The following is an 18,046-nucleotide window of genomic DNA, read 5'->3' as shown; positions in this document are numbered from 1 at the left end:
CCGTTTGCTTTTGAAACGGCCATCGCGGGCCGGTCCGACGATGCAGGCCGGCAATGTGGGCGACACACCGCACCCGTCGGACGCGTGGCGGTTCGGAGTCATGCGGTTCGGTGAATTCGGTTCCGCCGATGCGCTTAGTCGGGGAACGACTCTCGGTCGGGGCAGATGAACTGCGTCGCCCGGGTGGAGAAGAGCAGCGCTTGATCGATCGTCCAATCGGGATGCTCCGACCGGACCTTTTTCGCGGCGTCCCAGAGCGCACCGCCGTCCGGCGGCTTCATGAATCGGCAGATGTCGTACCCGTCTTGGATCGCCGCTTGGCCGTCGATCTTGAGGCCATCCATTCCGAGCTGCTTGAGGAACTCATAGGTGTTTGCCGGGGTGGCCTGTGCCTGCGCCGCCAGCACGATCGTCATTGGTACAACGGCGGCCGCCGCGAGTGTCTTCCACATGGCAGCTGATGTAGGGCCGTTCATCGCCCTGCCGTGTCGAAACAGGCTTGTACGACAACGTAATTCGGTCACGCTGCCGACTGGCTCACGGTACAGACCTGGTGCGGGGCGTTGCGATCTCACGATTGGTCACCACCTTGCTATGGGAATATTCGGGTCAACAGATGCCCCTGATTCAGGGCCGGATGCGGTCGGCGAACTGGGGGCAGTACGTGTTGACGGCCAGGACGAAGAACTGGTGGGCTTTGCTCGGTGGGTTGATCCTCGTGTAACGCGCGATGCGGGCCTCGATTTCGTCGGGATCCCGATTGCGGACGAGGAAGTAACACGCCGACTCCGCCTGGCTCACCAAGTTGTCGTAAGCCTGTGGGAAGCCCATCGCCTGGACGTCCCGCACGAAATCAGCATCATCTGCCTGCGCAATGGGCGAGTAGAGCAACACGACCGTCGCTCCGATCGTGACGCAACTGGTCGCAATGACGCGCTTCCGCATGAGATCTCCGTTCCGTGGGAGCCGAGCCGAGTCCAGGACGGGTCCGTCACGGACACAGGTAGAGAAGAGCCAACTGGGTGATTGCGGGAGACTGGAAGGTGACCGGATAGCCGACTTGACCCGCGTCTCGCTTCTCGCAGACGTATCTGCCCCTCACGAGTAGCTCACCGTCGCTCCGGAAGGCCGCGGGGTCGTGCTTGGCGGCGAAGATCTGACGCAATTGATCAAGGTACTGGATCTCGCCGGGTGTCAGCGGGGTCAACGGTTCGGCATGAGCAATTGGACAGGCGGCAATGCTGACGACGGCCGCGAACGCTCCGACCGTCCACTTCGTTCGGCTGTTCACGAGTCTTCCTTTCGACTGCTCGTTCGTTCTCCGACTTGAACGTTCGTTGGATCGCGGTGATGACTTCTCACGGCGGCGCGAGCCAGGTACGGGTTGGCGTGACGAAGAATCTGAAAGGACCTCGCTGGCAATACGTGCTGGAATCGGACATGGTCGCGCATCGGGTCCCGTTGTATTCGATGTAGTTTCGCGGCGGAAGGTCGCGCTCCGCGCTCCCCGGCGGGAACTGAAGGCCCAGTGCCCAGTCGTAGCGGGGCACTATCTGTCCGGTGATCCACCCGATGTTCGTCGTGCCAGGCGGGGCGCCGCGGATGTCACCCGTGCAGCCGAAGCTTCCGCGGTCCCAGATGCCACAGTTCAGCCCGAGCGGAGTCGAGAACCACACGCCACCTGAACTGCTGGTGAAGTAGTCGTCGTACTTCACCTTGTCATAGGTGTTGATAATGAGGTTGGTCGTCGGAAACGGGCTGGCCGGGTCGCCCGTGTCGGGCTCCGCGTGCACCGCCGGCGGCACGGCTAGGAACATTCCGCTTAGACACGCGGGTACAGCCAGCAAGCGGCCCAGCCGACGCGCGGCGCTGCTGCCACGTCGCCCGGTCACGGCAGATTGCCCGGCGACGATTCGTTCTCCGCGGTATGCGCCACACTGCCGTAGCAGGTGACATTCCCGATGTCGAGAATGCTCTCACAGAGCACGTCGTCGCCCCTCATGATGCGGACCGTGACGAAATGTCCCTGTAGGACTCGTCCGACGGTGGCGGCCGTCCGGAAGTTGGGTCGCCAGTCGGCTCGCAATTCTGCTCCGTCACTGGTCGGACTCGTGGCATTGACCACTGGCACGGATAGTGTCCAGGGCAACAGCACGTTCTCGATCAGGTGCTTACCAGAGCTGTCACGGTATTCGACGCCCGCCAGCTGTCCGACCGAGTCGGAGAAGATGTCGTACCGCACGGTGTCCTCAGCGTGAGCCGCCGGTGCGCCTGCCACGCCGACGAGACAGAGCGCCACCGCGACCGCCGTCGCTGGATATCGCTTCAATATCGCTCCTTCAGCATCCGATGAACGAAAAACCCTTGATGCGAGCGGGTTTCACTCAACCAACCAAAACCGCCGTGATGAGAACCACGTCCTTCTTGGCGTTGTACGCCGTGGCAACTCCGTAGGCGTTCAGTGAACAATCCGGGAGAACCGCGAAGCCCTGCAGCAACGCCGCCTTGATCGACATCCCGGCGCTCGTCGCGGAGCCTGACAGTATCCTCGCCTTGCTGGCGCCGACATAGCCGCGATCCTTCAACAGTGGCAGCGCGTCACTCTCGGGAACAGCACGGGACGCGAAGTCGATGTATCGGTCCGTGCTGTCGTTGATGTCGAATGCCACCTGGTCGATCAACGGGTCCGAACGGATCGGTCCGCATGCCGGTGGCCGCGCCGCTTGAATCGCAGCCCGCCAACTGTCGGTAACGTCTGCAGACGCCACGGGAGCGAGGACGACACCGGCGACCCACAATGTCGTTGCGGCCAAGGCTGTTCCGAGTCGGCTCCGACGGCGAACGGCGTCGCGGCCGTACCCGAGCTGCGGCCCGCCCAACCTATGCCGTCGAGTCACCGTCGTTCCTCCGTATCGCATCCGCGGTCAGCCTTCGCACACATGTGAACGGTGTATGTCGGAGCCCCAGCGCTTCGCCTTCTGCACCGACGGACCGGTGAACCAGTCGGGTTGATGCGCCAGAATGCCGTTGTTGACGTTGGACAGCTGTTCCCAGAGCTTGAAGAACGCCTCGCCCTCGTAGACCGCGAAGTAGTGATCGCCGAACGGGTTCTGCGGCTGGCTCAGCGCCTGGGCACGCGGTCCGAGGAAATCGACGGCCTGGCTGATGTTCGTGGTGACGATGTCAACCTGTTGCTGAACGTTTCCCACGGTGTAGTCGTAGTCGTCGCCGGTGCGATCATCGATTCGGTTGGTCTGCAGTCTGTCGATCTGAAACCGTAGCGTGGCGTACTGGGCGTTGTACCACTGACACATTTCGCTCATCGCCGTGATGTCGGCGGGAGTGACCATGTTCCGCGTCTGATCGTAGGGATACGGGAATTTGGGCTGCCACGATGACGCTCTCGGCACTACCACGGGTAGCGGCGTGATCTCCTGACTGTCCGACGGCGGCTGCGGAAGCGGAACGGGGATATTGGGATCGATCGCGGGCTCGGCACCCGCCGCCGATACCGATATGAGAACCATCGCCGACCACAGCGCCGCGCATGCCAGTGCACCCGCTCCTCGTCGAAGCTCGCCTCTCATCGCCACCACGGCCCCATCTCCTTCAGCGCTCGCACGTACTACTTCGCCCCCATGGCGGAGCCGATGCCCCCGACATCAGTGATCAGCCAGTTGTTGTTGCTGTCGATGGTGGTGCTGTAGGTCGCCGTCGACTGCAGCGCCTCCGGTGCCTGCACGGTCTTGGTCTGGACGCTGACGAAACTGTCCACCACGTAGATGCCGCCGTTCCTCGACCTGACCTTGGCCACCAGGGGCTGTGCTGTCGAACTCCACTGCAACGGCACGAGGACCTGCTCCATGTCGGTCCCTGCCTCGGAGAGCTTCTTGCTGAGCTCGGGCGATGTTCCCGCCACCAGCTTGACCTTCCAACCCTGTAGGTCCTTGAAGTTCATCGTCGCGGCGTTCACCGCGTAGTCGAGGGCTGTCTTCTCGGCTCGCGCATCGTTGGCCGCCTGGATGGCGTGAGCCGAGAGTTGTTGTCGCGCATCGACATAGAGCCAGCCCAGCACCGCCGTCGCGGCCACCAGCACCACGATCAGTCCGCCGAGGATCAGGCCCCGAAGACTGATCGACACCGACTTCGATCCACGGCTCGACTTCACTTGGTCGGTCGAACTGTCCGCGGTCGACCCGGCTGACTGGTCGACACTGGATGTCGACGTCCCCTCGTCGGCGGTCGTGTCCGACTCGTTCGTGGCGGCGGTCGAGTCGTGCCGTTCCTGCACTTCGGTTTCATTGATCGTCATATTCGAGCCTCTCTTGGTGTGTACCTTTAGCTGCCGCTCGCCAGGGTCACGGCCTGACCCGGAGCGTGATCATGCCGTCAGCCGGCACCTGGTTGAGGAAGTTGTCCAGGATCTGCCCGGTGTCGAAGTTCATCAGCGTCGCCGCGATGGTGTTGAGTTTCGGCTGAAACGCCTCACCCAGAACTTTCAGGTCACCGCCGTTGGCGTCCAGCAAGCCCTGCACGCGATCCACGAGAGCCTTGAGCTGCTTGAAGTTGCCCGGGCTGTAATCGCCCGTGAAGATTATGGGCAGATGCTTGAAGAAGTCCTGGAAGTACACGGTGGTCGCCGACAGGTTGGGGGTGAACGCGGTGAGATCCGGGTTGATCCACTCCGAGTTGCGGATCAGCGTCCCGAAGTTGCCCAGAAGCACGCGTCCTGCTCCGTTCAGATCGTTGAGCATGTTGTTGAACAGAGCGCTGGTCCGCGACAGGTTGGGAAGCACGCGCACCGGGTCGGGGAAGGCGGCATCGGCCTCGGCGATGATGCGTTGCAGAGCGCCAGGTTCCAGTTGGTTGAGGATTCGCGTGGCGGTCGTCGCCAGCTCGGAGACCGACGCCGGTGCCACCACCGAGTCGGTCGAGATGTGCTGGTTGTCCTTGAGGACCGGTCCGTCGTCGCTGAGCGGTACCAGTTCGATGTAGGACTCGCCGAGCGCCGACAGGTTCTGCAGTTCCACCCGGGTGTCGACGGGGATTTTGAACTCGCCATCGACCCAGAAGTCGATGGATGCCGCGCTGACGCCCGTACTGGTCCTGGTCACCTTGCCGACGGGCACGCCGCGCAGGAGCACGTTCGAGTCGGGAACGAGGCCGTTGATCTCCGGCACGCTCATGGACAGGTTGGTTCGGTGGTCCGGCGGGCTCACGCGCAGCCCGAGCGATCCGAGGTAGACCAGCACGATGGCGATGATCACGACGAAGGCCAGATAGGAGGCGATGTCTTTCGGCTTGATCGCGTTCACGGCGTAGCCCCTAGAATTCGCAGCACTTCTTGGACATTGCCCGATAGCTCGCGACCGTCGGGACCGATGATCGACTTGATGTTGATGGCGGGGTACTTCTCAGTTGCCAGGAACATCTCGTTGAAGATCTTGGTGTACTTCGGTATCTCCGATTCGCCGGCGACCTTCGACTGCTCGGTCGCACCAACAGAATCCGCCAGCGAGTTGAGGAAGGGGACCAACCAGTACCCACCAAGGGTGATGCTGCCAATGCCGGGGAGAATGGTGCCCACATAGTTCCCGACCCTGGTGAAGTTCTTGGCCCCCTGCTGGCCCATCGGTGAGGCCAAGTACTGCAGGTCCGGAATGCGATCGTTCGCGACCGCCGCGGTCCCCGCCAGCCCGTCGAGCACCTGATCGGCCGAATCCAGGTTATTGGCCAGCGCGGAGAGATCCGTCTTGATGCGACCGGTCAGAACCCTGATCTCGTCGCTCGGCGGTGAGATCCTGTTCAAGCGGATGACCGTGTTCTGGACTTTTTGAATCGACCCGCTGGAGAGGAAGTTCGCCAGGCTGGCGATGGTGTCCTCCAACTGCGGCGGAGACGTCGTCTGAGTCATCGGAATCGCGGCGCCGGCCCGCAGTGGCGGCGCTTGCGGGGTGCCCGGTGGGGTCGACGTTGCGCTTGCCGTCGGTCGCTCCAGCGCCACGTAGATATCGCCCAGAACCGTCGCCTGTTGGAGCACCGCGTGGATGTCGGACGGAACGACGACACCCTTGGCCATCCGCGCCGTCACGTCCACCTCACTTTTGGTGAGAGCCACGTGGGACACCACTCCGACGGTCACCCCATCCAGCACTACCTTCGCCCGCTCGGGCAGATTGAGAACGCTTTCGAACTGCATCACCAGGTCATATCCGTCGCTGTAGGACGGACCCGGATTCGGCAAGGCGTCCACGCTGAGGGCCGCGCAGGACGAGACCGAGACGGCGGCGACCGTCGCGACGGTGGCGGCGATCAGCCGGCTACGCACAGTCGTCGACTTCACTTTCGCGCCGCCTCGGCTAGCACGTATTGAAGCAACGCGACGTCGACCGCGTAGGGCGTTCCTTTGACGTTTGCGCAGCTACCGGGGAGGGACGCATTCATGATGTTGCATGCGGCCACACCCTCTGGCGCGCGGAGGCGGTACGTCGGAGGCCTGTAGTGGAGCGTGAAGTCGTGATTGTTGGATAAGTTGATCAGGCCGTTGATGATGCGCGGCGCCACGTTGAGCAGGCTCGCGTAGTACGGGGCACGGGGGGTAGCTTTTCTGATGGCTACCGACACCGCATCGAGCAACTGCTGCACCTGCGGACCCAGTTCCCTCTCTATGGCGGCTGCCGCAGCGATGATGTTGATGATGCCCTCGAACGAGTCGTCGGCACCGCGCAGGGTTGCGTGTAATTCGGCCCCGACGGGGGACGCGAGGTTATCGAACACCTGCTTGGTTGATGGGTTGAGGTCGTTGAGAGTGCCGAGCAGTTGCCCGAGGTTGCGGGTGATGGCGGCCACGTCGCCGATGGCCTGGTCGGGTGAGTCCAACACCGACGACGTGGTGTTCAACAGGGTGTTGATGTTCGCCCCCTGACTGCGAGCTGCCGCGTCAATACCCTCCACCAGCCCGTTGACGTTGTTCGAGCCCGCCGGATTGATCGAATTGAGGAAGTTGGTCGATGCGCCGATGACTTCGGAGAGGGTCTTGGGCGTCAGCGACCGGTCGAGGGGAATGCAGTTCCCCGGGGACAGGTGATCGCTCTTCTCGTAGTCGCCGACGAGTTCCAGTGCCCTGTCGGCCAGGATCGCGGTCGACCTGGTCACCGCCTTGGCATCCGCCGGAATGGTCTGTCCGTTTGCGATCTTGAAGTTGACCCGGACCGACTGAGCAGACGGAATGATGGACGCAACCTCGCCGATGGGATAGCCGAGGTGGGTCACCGGGTTGCCGACGTACAGCCCGACGCTGTCGGGCATCGTCGCGCAGTAGTAGGCCGCGGACGTATCGATGTGTTGCGAACAGGAGGACCCGCCGAGTACGGCCATAACGGCCAGGGACCCCGGCAGCAGCCGCCGCAACCCGTGTGAGAACGGTATAGGCATCAGCAGGCACTTCCCGGAGTCGGTACGCAGAGGTCGGTCGCCAACAGCCCCGGTGGCGCGTTCTGCGCGTTCAGAACGCGGTCGAACAGATTCTGCGTGCGCTTGAGCGCCCGAATTGTGAGCCCGTTGCGCTCAACGAACAGTCGGCCGCGGTACAGGAAGTCCCGAACCTTTTCGATGAACTCCAGTTGGTGGGCGTCGTAGGAATCGCCGAGGGGCTTCAGGGCGAGCGTGACGTCGGCGAGCCCCTGCAGGGTCTGGGAGAAGCCCTTGTCGTAGATCTCCAGCGTCTGGGTGGTGATCGAGAGTTTTCTCACGAGCGACGCGAGGTTGTCTCGGTAGCCGTTGAGAGATTTCACGTATTCGTCCGACAGGTTCAGGATGTTGGTTACCTGGCCCCGTTGCCGTTCGACCGTTGACATCAACGTATTGCCGGCGTCGATTGTCGCGGCGATCACCTGAACGTTGGTTCCCGACAAGCCCGTTGAGATTTGGTTCAGAGATTCGTTGATGGGCTTGGTGTTGACGTTCTGGGTGATCTTGGTGGTGTCCACGAGTGTTTGGATGAGGCTGTAGGGCATGGTCACTCGCGACAGCGGAATGGCCTCCGAGCCCAACGGAGCGTTGCCGATCGACGTCACGTTCACGTAGTAGCCACCCACGATGGTGAGCATCCGCACGTCCACCTGCGATTGATCGCCGACGAAGGCCGTCTCGTCGATCTTCGCAGTGACGAGCACCTGTTTCGGCTCCAGTTTCAGGCGGGAGACCGTCCCCACCTTGATCCCGGCCATCCGCACTTCGTCTCCGATGCGGATCGCGTTCGCGTCGTCGGTGTAGAACGACAGAAGCCGTCCCTTCCCCGGCGGGTTCTCGTGGATGTACGCCAGGGCCAAGGCCACGATGACAGCCACCGCGATCGCGGTCACGCCCCAGGCCAGGGGGCTTCGCAGCACCCTGCTCGATCTCAGCGATTGCACAGCACCACCCGCTGTCCGTTCAGCAACACGTCCATCGTCTCCGGTAGTTGAAAGTTGCCGCGCGAGCACGGCTCCACGGTCGTTCCGTCGTCGACCGGTGGCGGGATGTTCTCGTCGACCACCGGCACCAGCTTCAATGCGTCGAAGAAGTTGTCGAGGTTGCTGAACGCCCTGTCCAGCGAGTCATCGACGTTGATGCCGTTCCGGAATCCGGCGTTGTGCAGCAGTCGGACCACCGGATCGAAGAAGTCCTTGCTGTACAGGTAGTCCTTGCGGAACTCGTCCAGGATCTTGTTGACGGAGTCGATGTTCTGATTCAGCAGATCGATGATGTGGATGAAATTCTGCGACTTGCCGCCGATGGCGGTGGCGACGTTGGACAGGTTCTGGATCAGAGTCGAGATCACCTGCTGACGATTTGTCACGAACTCGGTCAGCTTCCGGATGCTGTCCAGGAGCGGCGCCAGCCCGCTTCCGTCGCCGGTGAGGAAGGTCGCCGCATTGTTGGTGAAGGTGTTGATCTCCTCGGGGCTCAAGGTCGCCAGTACCGGTTGCAGACCGTTGAACAGGGCCGTCACATCGAATGACGGTTGCGTCATCGACGTGGGGACCTGCGTGATGAGATCCCCGTCGCGGTATCCCTCGGCGGGGTTCATGACGTCCATGTAGCGCACGCCGGTGAGGGCCTGGTACTTGATGGCCAGCCGGGTGTCCCGCACGATCCCGTACTTGGTATCCAGAGTGAATTTGACCTGCGCGACGTTCTGTCCATCCACCCTGGCGAGTTGGACAGACTCGATCTTGCCGACCCGGACCCCGCGGACTCGGACGTCGCCGTCCTGATGGAGACCGGATGCATCGGTGTAGTTCGCGACGTAGGAGCGCGTGCCTACGGCTACCGGATTGACGAGGGTGTTCGACAGCAGGATGAACAGGACGACCGAAACTGCCAGAGCCACCCCGATTCGCCATGTGACAGCTCGTGTACTCATGGCGTCGCCTCCGTAACGATTCCCATCGGTGCCGCTACACCGGGTAGGCCGTCCAGCAGCAGCCGAACCGACACGGCGCGCTGTTCGCCGTTGCCTTCATAGAGCTGTTCGAACCGGGAGCGCAGTTCTGCGAGCTTCTGCGCGACGTCGCGCGGCCGCAGCAGGACGGGCACGGTGTCCGTTATCGACTTGAGCCCGGAGATGAGCGGGTACAGGTCGTCCACGTGACTTCCGACCAGCGTGCCGACGGCTTTGAACAGTCCGTTTTGGGCCGAGTCCAGGCCGGTGTCCCAATAGGTGTCGAAGTACTGGTCGGTGAACTCGCCGAGGCTCGGGATCTGGGCATCCACCAGATAAGGGGGGGCGAGAACCATCGCGCTGGACGCCGCCGGCCCCCGAGTCTGCCCAGGGTAGAAGCTGAAGTCCTGGACGCGCCTGAGTCCGATGACCAACTCGTTCGCGAACGGCGGAACCGCGGCGAGCGCCACACCCAGTCTCGAAACCTGTTCTTCGGTGGGTTCGGTTTGCACGGCCTCGACTGCCCTACTCATCGTGACCAGGGATTCGAACAGGGGGTTGAGTCCGTCGGTGTAGCGGGTCACGCGATCGATCACGCTGATCAACTGCGGTGTGAGAGACGCCTGCGAGACGTTGCCCAGCTGATAGAGCAGCTCGGCAAGAGTGAAGTTTCCGGTCGGGACCAACCTGAGCTGGCTGCCATCGTGGAGCGCCTGGCCACCCGACCTCGGAATCAGGTTGACGCCCGGAATGCCGAAGTAGTTGATCGGCCGGTAATCGATGTCCATGTCATTGGTCAGTCCCTGAGTGGGGGCGGTCTCGAGATCGGTGTCGAGCCGCACCTCACCATCGGCGGTGTTCTTGACGCTGGTGACCTCGCCGACCTTTACGCCGTGCAGAACGACCGGCGTCCCCTCCTGCACGCCCTGGCCGACGTAGGGGGTCGTGATCGCGACCGAGTAGAGCCCCGCGGGTCGTCCGCCGAATGGATTCAGTACAGCCAGGGTCAGCGCCAGCACGATGACCAGCACCACGCCGGCACCGATGCCGAGGAGCACACGCTCCTGGTATTGATCTGATCCTCTTAACACGACACGGCCCCTCTATCCCTTGAAGACGAATACGGGCTGAAGGCCCCAGATGAGGATCGACGTCGTCAGGTCCAGGACGACGATGGTCACCAGGCTCGCACGGACCGCGCGCCCCGACGCCATGCCCACTCCGACCGGTCCTCCGGATGCGAAATATCCGTAGTAGCAGTGGATCAACGTCACGGCCGTGCAGTAGACGCTCACCTTGATCGCCGAATAGAGCAGGTCCATCGGGGTCAGGAACATGATGAAGTAATGGTTGTAGGTGCCGCCGTGTTCTCCGTTCAACAGGACCACGACCAGTTGGATCGTGTAGAAGGTGCCCATCAGCGTCAGCAGGTACCCGGGGACTACGCACGTCAGCGCGCCGATCAGGCGGGTGCCCACGACGAATGGGATGGGACGCAAACCGATCGACTCGACCGCGTCGATCTCCTCGGAAATCCGCATCGCGCCGATCTCCGCGGTCATGCGGGTGCCGGCCTGTGACATGAAGGCGATTCCGGCGACGATGGGGCCGAGTACTCGGACAGCGCCGACTCCGCTGATGATTCCGGCCAGGGGACCGAAGCCCAGAATGTTCAGGACTGCGAGCGCTTCGATGCCCAGGGTTGCGCCGGTGGCGATGCCGAGAAGGACCAGGACGCTGATGGTGCCGCCGTCGACGATCAGGGATCCTCTGCCCCACGCCATGTTGATGGTGGCCGCGAGCGTCTGGCGGGTGTATCGGCGGATGGTCAGAGGTAGGTAAAAGAACACCTGGCCGATGAACAGTGCCCACTGCCCGAACCCGCGCAATGGAGCCTTCACTGCGCCGAGGGCTATCGAACCCGTCCGGCTGAGTTTTGACGGCGCCGTTATCACGCCACCGCCGTCGGGAAGAACATGGTCGCGATCTGCGCGATGGCGAGGTTCGCGAACAGGATCAGAATGGTGTTGATCACCACGGCCGCGTTGACGGCGTCGGCCACACCTCGCGGCCCGCCCTTGGCTTCCATACCTCTCAGCGAGGAGATGATGGCGACGATCGCGGCGAAGACGAGTCCCTTCGCGATAGCGAAGTAGACGTCGGTCATTTTGGCGAACGTGCCAAACGATTGCCAGAAGCTTCCCGGTGCGACGTCGCTGACCAGCACGGAAAGCAGGTAGGCCGCCCCGACACCCGACACGATGATGACCAGGGTCAGGATGGGCGCGATCAGCAGCAGCGCCAGGAATCGTGGGACCACCAGCCTCCGGATGGGATCGACACCCAGCACTCGCATCGCATCGAGCTCCTCGCGGATGGCACGCGCCCCGAAGTCGGACGCGATGGCCGATGCGGCGGCGCCCCCCATCAGCAATCCGGCGGTGACTGGGGCGCCCTCCCTGAGCACACCCACTCCACTGGCGGCGCCCAGCAGGGCGGTGGCACCTACCTGAGCCACCAGACCCGAGACGACCACGGTGACGATTCCGCCGATAGGAATCGCCATCAGCACCGCGGGTATGGCGGTCACCTTGAACAGTGCCCAGGATTGGAACATGAATTCCCCGAACGGGAGCCGCAGGGTGAGAGTGTCGGCAACGGCGTAGCGGAGGACGTTGACCGCCATGCCGACCCCGCGGCCGGTGCTGTTGGCGGCCGCAACGGGTCTCCTGCGGAGGTTGGACGCCGTCCGACGGAACGTGCCACCCACGGAAGATTTCCGCGGCGGCGCGATGCTGGCCACTATCGGTGCTTCCCTATCCGGTGTTCAGGCCCACCGACCGACAGAAGCGTTCCATGACGTCCTCCCAGCTCAGGGTCCGTTGACACCGAAGTCCTCCCCGTGTGCGTCGTGACCATCCAGTTGCCCTCTGTCAATCGATGTGCGGGATTCGGGCCCAATGTGACTCGGACTGCAATCCGATCGTCGTGTGGTGCAGGACAATCTAACAGCACTGGGTTTAACTCGACAAGAATTTCTGGAACTTCGCCGATCGGCGCTGGTAAAACCCGCCGCGACGGCGAGCAGTGCTGGTGGCCCACCGGCGTCGCGGCGCGGTAGGCGTTCGGTTCTTCCATGGCAGATTCCTCGACTTGACCGTCGATGGAATTCAGTCGCGCGCCCGATCCTCTCCAATTTACTTGTGCGACAAATGGAGTGGCTCTCAGCTTCGTCGCGGGGCGTCCAAGCAGCGCGAACACGAACTAGGGCGTGAACGCTGACGTTGACAACAGCGATATCCGAGCATCAGCATCGACGTTATCCAACATTGTTCGAATTGTTGGGTGCGGCCTGTGCCCACTCGCATCGGCCCAGACACCATTACCGTTCGGCTTTTGGTACGTGTGGGCACGGGTTACCCAGGGGCGCTGCCCCTGGCTCTGCGCTGGGAGTCAGCCCGCCCGCCAGCCGCAAGCGGCCGATGTGAGCCGGATACCGACGAGACCCTGCGGGCGGGCAGCCACGGGCCGGACGTGCGCGAACGGATTGGAAACGACAACCCCCTGGTCATTGGCGAGCGGGAGGACTAGGTGCGTGTCGTGTTGAACTCGGCGATCAACCCGCATGCTGCCGATACCAGGTTGCCTGCGGATCTGCGCCGCACTGATCGGCAGAGGGATGCGCAGGCCGTCAAGCGGCCGGGCCCGGCGGCGGTTCCAGGGGTGGTTGGACGGCTGATTCGGGGGCCTGCGCGCTCGAGGTGACGACCGCCGGTGATGAGGGCGCGACGGCAGGTGTTTGGGGTACGGCGGCGGGTATCGATGGCACAGGGACTTCGAGCGGCGGCGGCTCTGCAATCTGCCCGCCCGGACCCACCACCGGAGGGGCGATCACGGCGGGTGGCACGGGCGCCAGCGGGCCGAGCACGGCAGCGGACCCCGGCTCGATGACCGGTTGAATCGGGTCGGGCTGGTAGGGCCTCGGCTGGCCCGGTTGACCTTCGATGCCGTTCACCACGCTCTGTAATCTGGTGAAGAATTCGGCGTCGATCGCCTCGGCCGACGGCGCAAACAGCGGTTTCTCATTGCCGGACAACCCCGGTGCGACGCGCTGGATCCCGTTTGCATTCCGGCGCGGTGCGTTCAATTGTCCAGCGTGGGCATCAACTGCTGTCGCTACCTGATCCGAGCGCAGGTGTCCGGATGCGAAACCGAAGACGATCACCGCGCAGACGACGTAGGCGGCCACTGCCGCTCCGAAGGCCCCAGTCAGGGTCATGCGGTCGCCACGCTGCCACACCGGTCTGGGCGCGAGCATGTCGTCGACGACCGGGAGGCGGGCCGCTGCAGCGGGCACCGGCCAATGTCGATGTTCGGTCACTATCCGTCGAGCGCCCGCCATGCCCAGTCGGTTGCGCGTGATGCGCAGCAACGGTGTGGCGCGTATCAGACGCCGTTTCGTGCGGGGCAGCGAATGCGCCGGAGAACGCTTCGGCGCCTTGGCCCTTCTCACGCCGGTCGCCCGCATTCTGGTGACCGGGTGGACAGGGTCGAAGCACGAACGCGACGCCCACGTCGGCGATCCGCGAGTAGCGGCACCAGTCTCCTAACGTCGTTCGGATAACGGGAGCATAGCGTTGTCACACCTCGCCGTCGCCGACTTCGCCTGAATCGACGCCAGCCACCAAGAGTCCTCAGGTCAGCAGGAGAGCGACGCTGAGCTCACCACGCATCTTGCGGAGCTCTCACCTCGACAGAACGGAGGCGCAGGATGAAGTTCTGGACGGGCCACATCCAGTATGTGATAGTCCTATCAGGTACCAAACAGTGTTTGACCACACCGATTCAGGGGAGCCGTCCGTGTCCGACCTCGACCACGACATCGAGCCCGACGCTCTTCAGTACGATGCGCTGGTCGTCGGCGCCGGGGCCGGGGGACTTGCCGCCGCGGCCAGGCTGAATGCGGCTGGCTTTAGCACGCTGCTCGTCGAGGAGCGTGCCGAGGTGGGGGGCCGCGCATCAACGGTCGACATCGACGGATTCCTCGTTAACACGGGCGCCCTGGTGATCGAGCAGGGCGGCGAGAACGGCCGGCTGTTCTCCGACATCGGCGTGGCTATGGGAACCCGTGTGCCCCGGCAACCGCTGGTGCTGCGTTTCGGGAAACGCGACATCCCCGTGATGAGTGGTCCGACGGGTTTCGTCTTCCGGATGCTCCTCGCCGTCGTCGGAGGCCTGGCCCGGCGGTGGCCCCGGCTGCGACCGGCACGTGGGAAGACGCTCGAGGAACTGCTGGAGGCTCGCGGTGCCAACGCGTTCGTACGAGGGCTGATGCGCAACCTGACCACCGCGGTGTTCGCCGCCGAGCCGCGTGACGTGGAAGCGGCGGTGTTCTTCGACTACTTCACCAAGCCGAACGCCATGGACATCTATGCGATGCACCCCGAGGGCACGATCGGTCCGTGGCGCGCGCTCGCGGATCACTTCGAACGCACCGGCGGCACACTGTGGCTCAACAGCGAGGTGATCGGTTTCAGTTTCAATGACGAGGGCCTGGTTGCGGGGGCGTCCATTCGACGTCCCGACGGCACCGCCCACGTAGGTGTGCGGGTCGTCGTAAGCAACGCGGGCCCGGTGGCGACGGTGCGAATGTGCGGCGACGCCAACTTGCCCCCTGGCTACGCGGAAAGCGTTCGCGCGCAATCGAATCCAAGTACCCTGATCACCGTCAACTACGCCAGCCGTCAGCCGCTCCTCGGATCGGCCAGCGGTGTGGTTTTCTTCGGACCCACCCGCCGGCTGGCCTACGCCGCGGAGCCGACGGCGACCTGCCCGGAGGTCGCGCCCGCGGGCTGGCGGCTCTTCCTCGCGGCCAGCACTCCGCACCCGGCGACCGGTGAATTCGACGAGGAGAGCGAAGTGAAACTGCTGATGGACGACCTTCGGGAGCACTGCCCCGGGTTCGACGACGCTCGCATTCTCTCTGTTCAGATATGCGCGGGCGAGAAGTGGCCGGCTCAGCGCGCCGTGGCCGGTCGGGACCTACCTCAGGACACCCCCATATCGAACCTCTTCAACGTCGGCGACGGCGTCCGTGAATGGGCGACCGGCGGCCAGAGCGGCTGCGTGCAGTCCGCGCGCCTCGTCACCGAGCGCATCACCGCTCGGTTCGTCCCCGGGCGCTCGGCGCTGCCGACGTCGTGAGCGCAGCCGCGCTCGGTAGATACCGGCTAAGTACCCCGCGTCAGGGCTGGCCGGGCCGCAGGATGACGAACAATCCGCTGGCTTCCGCCAGAACGGTCACGCCGTCGCGGAGCAGACCGTTCAGATACAGTTTCCGGCCGTCGATTCGGTCCATCCAGGCATCGAGTCTCAACGTCTTGTGAATCGGCGTCACTCGCCGATAATCGACGTGCAGGTACGCGGTGCGCGTGCGTGGACGCCCCACGTTCGCCAGTCTGCCGAGGACTTCGTCGAAGATCAACGGCACGGCACCACCATGGACTGCGCCGTTTGCACCCAGATAGAAATCACTGAAATACGCAGTGCCGGACACCTTCTCGGCGCTCATGGTTTCGCAGGTGAATGGAGGGGCCATCGCCTGCGCCCTGCCCGGTCTGTCCCACAGGTTGCCGAATGGCCGCTCGTGCTCGGCTGCGCCGAAGGCCTCCAGCGCAGCCGCATCACGGTGTAGGTGTCGGGCGACCTCGGTGGCGAGCTCCACCGAGGGTCGTGACGTCGCCAAGGCCTCCTGAAATCGCCGTAACGAACGCACCATGACATCGAATGCCTCGTCGACCTCGGTGCAAGCGGGATACCTTCGTTCCGTCGGCCAGCCGGGGTCGTGCCCCGGTTGGTTCCGGTCCGGATTGTTCATCGGGGGTCGGTCGGCGACGGGTGAACGGCGGTCGTCGGTGGGCAGGCGCATCCCGCCTTCGTACGAAGGACTCACGGCGCCGCTACTCGCTGCCTGTCGGCACCTTGAGGACGCGTACTTTCACGTCGGCGACGCAGACAGGCCGGTCGCTGTCTTCGGCTTCGGCGGTGATGCGCACGGACACTTGAAACCCTTGTGGTACCGACTCGACGTCGCTGATGACGCCGTGCGTGCGGATTCGGGTACCCGACTTCAGTGGCGCGGGAAAACGTGCCCGGTCGAGACCGTAGTTGATGATGCTGGTGCAGTCCGGAACGTCGAGCAGCTCCGAAAGCCTCGCTCCCGCATAGGATAACGTCAGGTATCCGTGCGCGATGGTCGAGCCATATGGGCCTGCGGAGGCCCTGACCGGGTCGACGTGGATCCACTGGTGATCCTCGGTCACGTCGGCGAAGTCGTTCACCCGTGCCTGGTCGATGACGGTCCATTCGGTCCGTCCGAGGTCGCGGCCTGCAGCGTCGGCGAGAGCGTCGAAGGCGATCGTGCTCACGAGACGAGTTCTAGGATGGTCGCGTTGGCTTGGCCGCCGCCTTCGCACATGGTCTGCAGGCCGTACCGAATTCCGTTGTCGCGCATATGATGTACGAGGGTGGTCGCCAGCCGGGCTCCCGACCCTCCCAGCGGATGACCAAGGGCGATAGCTCCGCCGAGAGGATTCAGCAGTTTCGGGTCGGCCTGAGTCTCGGCCAACCAGGCCAGCGGCACCGTCGCGAACGCCTCGTTCACCTCGAAGGCGCCGATGTCGGACAACGAGAGACCGGCGCGCTTGAGCACCTTCTCGGTCGCGGGAATGGGCCCAGTCAGCATGATTCCGGGCTCGGAGCCGATGACCACGCCGGTGTGTACGCGGGCAATAGGAGTGAGGCCCAGTTGTTCTGCGCGCTCCGAGGTCATCAGCAGAAGTGCAGCCGCCCCATCACTGATCTGAGAACTGTTGCCCGCCGTGACGATTCCTTCTTCTCGGAACGCGGTGCGCAAGCCGCCCAGCGTCTCAAGTGTGCCACCGCGCCGTACGCCCTCGTCCGCGGAGACCTGCCCGTCGTCGGTCGCGACGGGGACCAGTTGGCCGTCGAACGCACCACCATCGACGGCGGCGGCGGCACGCTCGTGTGACGTCAGCGCGAACGAGTCGGCCTCGGCGCGAGTGATGTGCCAGCGTTCGGCGATCTCCTCGGCGCCGAGTCCTTGATTCGGGAAATCGGGTCCGTACCGTTCGGCGTAGCGAGCACCGAGCGGGGAGCCGCCCACGCGTGTGGCGGAACCCATGGGTACGCGTGACATCGACTCCACTCCACCGGCCACCGCGACGTCGTAGTAGCCGGCGATGACCGATGCCGCGACGAAGTGCAGCGCCTGTTGGGACGACCCGCACTGACGATCCACCGTGGTTCCGGGGACTGACTCCGGCCAGCCGGCGCTCAGCGCGGCGGTGCGTGCGATGTCGAAGGTCTGCTCACCGATCTGGCTGACGCAACCCCATACCACGTCGTCGACGAGTGCGGGATCGATGCCGGTTCGGTCGACCAGGGCAGTCAACACTGCAGCGGAAAGATCGGCCGGGTGCACCGAACTCAGGCCACCGTTGCGCTTGCCAAGTGGCGTACGTACGGCATCGACTATGACGACGTCTCGCATGAACTTCCCTTCACTGGATGAGATGGGTGCTTAAGGCCGCAACCGACCTT

21 protein-coding genes are annotated in these 18,046 nt (G+C 63.8%); 1 reads left to right on the top strand and 20 read right to left on the bottom strand.

Annotated features, from left to right (window positions below):
- Positions 1-134 precede the first annotated feature (134 nt).
- The 17 genes from G6N35_RS19505 to G6N35_RS19425 form a co-directional block, all read right to left on the bottom strand.
- Positions 135-416, bottom strand: a complete 282-nt coding sequence (locus G6N35_RS19505) for a DUF732 domain-containing protein (protein ID WP_163805723.1) — start codon at positions 414-416, stop codon at positions 135-137.
- Positions 417-627: 211 nt separating this feature from the next.
- Positions 628-945 (bottom strand): DUF732 domain-containing protein, encoded by a 318-nt coding sequence (locus G6N35_RS19500; protein WP_163805722.1) that lies wholly within the window; start codon positions 943-945, stop codon positions 628-630.
- A 46-nt stretch (positions 946-991) separates the two neighbouring features.
- Positions 992-1,291 carry a hypothetical protein gene (locus tag G6N35_RS19495; RefSeq protein WP_246224401.1) on the bottom strand — a complete coding sequence of 100 codons (300 nt, stop codon included), beginning with the start codon at positions 1,289-1,291 and terminating at the stop codon, positions 992-994.
- A gap of 67 nt (positions 1,292-1,358) precedes the next feature.
- Positions 1,359-1,805: a hypothetical protein gene (locus G6N35_RS19490; RefSeq protein WP_246224399.1), complete on the bottom strand. Its 447-nt coding sequence runs from the start codon at positions 1,803-1,805 to the stop codon at positions 1,359-1,361.
- An 83-nt stretch (positions 1,806-1,888) separates the two neighbouring features.
- The gene (locus G6N35_RS19485) at positions 1,889-2,329 is read right to left on the bottom strand and encodes a hypothetical protein (RefSeq protein WP_163805720.1); all 441 of its coding nucleotides are present in this window, start codon (positions 2,327-2,329) and stop codon (positions 1,889-1,891) included.
- Positions 2,330-2,384: 55 nt separating this feature from the next.
- Positions 2,385-2,669, bottom strand: coding sequence for a hypothetical protein (locus G6N35_RS19480; protein WP_163805719.1), 285 nt, complete (start codon positions 2,667-2,669; stop codon positions 2,385-2,387).
- Positions 2,670-2,924: 255 nt separating this feature from the next.
- Positions 2,925-3,587, bottom strand: coding sequence for a hypothetical protein (locus G6N35_RS19475; RefSeq protein WP_163807797.1), 663 nt, complete (start codon positions 3,585-3,587; stop codon positions 2,925-2,927).
- 38 nt (positions 3,588-3,625) lie between these two features.
- A complete protein-coding gene (locus tag G6N35_RS19470; RefSeq protein WP_163805718.1) occupies positions 3,626-4,312 on the bottom strand; it encodes a hypothetical protein in 687 nt (228 codons plus the stop codon).
- Positions 4,313-4,358: 46 nt separating this feature from the next.
- A complete protein-coding gene (locus G6N35_RS19465; RefSeq protein WP_163805717.1) occupies positions 4,359-5,315 on the bottom strand; it encodes an MlaD family protein in 957 nt (318 codons plus the stop codon).
- A complete protein-coding gene (locus G6N35_RS19460) occupies positions 5,312-6,343 on the bottom strand; it encodes an MlaD family protein (protein ID WP_163805716.1) in 1,032 nt (343 codons plus the stop codon). The genes G6N35_RS19465 and G6N35_RS19460 overlap by 4 nt, the downstream gene beginning before the upstream one ends.
- Positions 6,340-7,308, bottom strand: a complete 969-nt coding sequence (locus tag G6N35_RS19455; protein WP_246224397.1) for an MlaD family protein — start codon at positions 7,306-7,308, stop codon at positions 6,340-6,342. Before G6N35_RS19455 ends, G6N35_RS19460 begins: the two co-directional genes overlap by 4 nt.
- Before the next feature lie 125 nt (positions 7,309-7,433).
- Positions 7,434-8,363 carry an MlaD family protein gene (locus G6N35_RS19450; RefSeq protein ID WP_407664562.1) on the bottom strand — a complete coding sequence of 310 codons (930 nt, stop codon included), beginning with the start codon at positions 8,361-8,363 and terminating at the stop codon, positions 7,434-7,436.
- A gap of 38 nt (positions 8,364-8,401) precedes the next feature.
- The gene (locus G6N35_RS19445) at positions 8,402-9,406 is read right to left on the bottom strand and encodes an MlaD family protein (protein ID WP_163805714.1); all 1,005 of its coding nucleotides are present in this window, start codon (positions 9,404-9,406) and stop codon (positions 8,402-8,404) included.
- The gene (locus G6N35_RS19440) at positions 9,403-10,482 is read right to left on the bottom strand and encodes an MlaD family protein (protein ID WP_246224395.1); all 1,080 of its coding nucleotides are present in this window, start codon (positions 10,480-10,482) and stop codon (positions 9,403-9,405) included. Before G6N35_RS19440 ends, G6N35_RS19445 begins: the two co-directional genes overlap by 4 nt.
- 45 nt (positions 10,483-10,527) lie before the next feature.
- Positions 10,528-11,325, bottom strand: coding sequence for an ABC transporter permease (locus tag G6N35_RS19435; protein WP_246224393.1), 798 nt, complete (start codon positions 11,323-11,325; stop codon positions 10,528-10,530).
- A gap of 50 nt (positions 11,326-11,375) precedes the next feature.
- Entirely contained in the window at positions 11,376-12,194 is an 819-nt protein-coding gene (locus tag G6N35_RS19430) for an ABC transporter permease (protein WP_246224389.1), read from the bottom strand.
- Between the two features lie 921 nt (positions 12,195-13,115).
- On the bottom strand, positions 13,116-13,673 hold the full coding sequence (locus tag G6N35_RS19425) for a hypothetical protein (RefSeq protein WP_163805712.1): 558 nt from the start codon (positions 13,671-13,673) through the stop codon (positions 13,116-13,118).
- A gap of 611 nt (positions 13,674-14,284) precedes the next feature.
- Between G6N35_RS19425 and G6N35_RS19420 the strand changes: the two genes are divergently transcribed.
- Positions 14,285-15,628, top strand: a complete 1,344-nt coding sequence (locus G6N35_RS19420; protein ID WP_246224387.1) for an FAD-dependent oxidoreductase — start codon at positions 14,285-14,287, stop codon at positions 15,626-15,628.
- A 40-nt stretch (positions 15,629-15,668) separates the two neighbouring features.
- Here the strand turns inward: G6N35_RS19420 and G6N35_RS19415 are convergent, their stop codons facing one another.
- Genes G6N35_RS19415 through G6N35_RS19405 form a run of 3 tightly spaced genes read right to left on the bottom strand, consistent with a single transcriptional unit; the run spans position 15,669 to position 17,996 of the window.
- The gene (locus tag G6N35_RS19415) at positions 15,669-16,352 is read right to left on the bottom strand and encodes a PaaI family thioesterase (protein WP_163805711.1); all 684 of its coding nucleotides are present in this window, start codon (positions 16,350-16,352) and stop codon (positions 15,669-15,671) included.
- 31 nt (positions 16,353-16,383) lie between these two features.
- Positions 16,384-16,851 (bottom strand): MaoC family dehydratase, encoded by a 468-nt coding sequence (locus tag G6N35_RS19410; protein ID WP_163805710.1) that lies wholly within the window; start codon positions 16,849-16,851, stop codon positions 16,384-16,386.
- Positions 16,848-17,996: a thiolase family protein gene (locus tag G6N35_RS19405; protein ID WP_163805709.1), complete on the bottom strand. Its 1,149-nt coding sequence runs from the start codon at positions 17,994-17,996 to the stop codon at positions 16,848-16,850. Before G6N35_RS19405 ends, G6N35_RS19410 begins: the two co-directional genes overlap by 4 nt.
- Positions 17,997-18,046 lie beyond the last annotated feature (50 nt).

It is taken from the genome of Mycolicibacterium anyangense (assembly GCF_010731855.1).
GTDB classification, from domain to species: domain Bacteria; phylum Actinomycetota; class Actinomycetes; order Mycobacteriales; family Mycobacteriaceae; genus Mycobacterium; species Mycobacterium anyangense.
This window is presented reverse-complemented; position numbering and strand designations above follow the sequence as displayed.

What these genes read in the sequence shown, in the direction of transcription:
- G6N35_RS19505 (WP_163805723.1), bottom strand. Translation starts at nt 416, where the DNA reads ATGACGATCGTGCTGGCGGCGCAGGCACAGGCCACCCCGGCAAACACC.
- G6N35_RS19500 (WP_163805722.1), bottom strand. Translation starts at nt 945, where the DNA reads ATGCGGAAGCGCGTCATTGCGACCAGTTGCGTCACGATCGGAGCGACG.
- G6N35_RS19475 (WP_163807797.1), bottom strand. Translation starts at nt 3,587, where the DNA reads ATGAGAGGCGAGCTTCGACGAGGAGCGGGTGCACTGGCATGCGCGGCG.
- G6N35_RS19470 (WP_163805718.1), bottom strand. Translation starts at nt 4,312, where the DNA reads ATGACGATCAATGAAACCGAAGTGCAGGAACGGCACGACTCGACCGCC.
- G6N35_RS19455 (WP_246224397.1), bottom strand. Translation starts at nt 7,308, where the DNA reads ATGCCCGACAGCGTCGGGCTGTACGTCGGCAACCCGGTGACCCACCTC.
- G6N35_RS19445 (WP_163805714.1), bottom strand. Translation starts at nt 9,406, where the DNA reads ATGAGTACACGAGCTGTCACATGGCGAATCGGGGTGGCTCTGGCAGTT.
- G6N35_RS19415 (WP_163805711.1), bottom strand. Translation starts at nt 16,352, where the DNA reads ATGCGCCTGCCCACCGACGACCGCCGTTCACCCGTCGCCGACCGACCC.
- G6N35_RS19405 (WP_163805709.1), bottom strand. Translation starts at nt 17,996, where the DNA reads ATGCGAGACGTCGTCATAGTCGATGCCGTACGTACGCCACTTGGCAAG.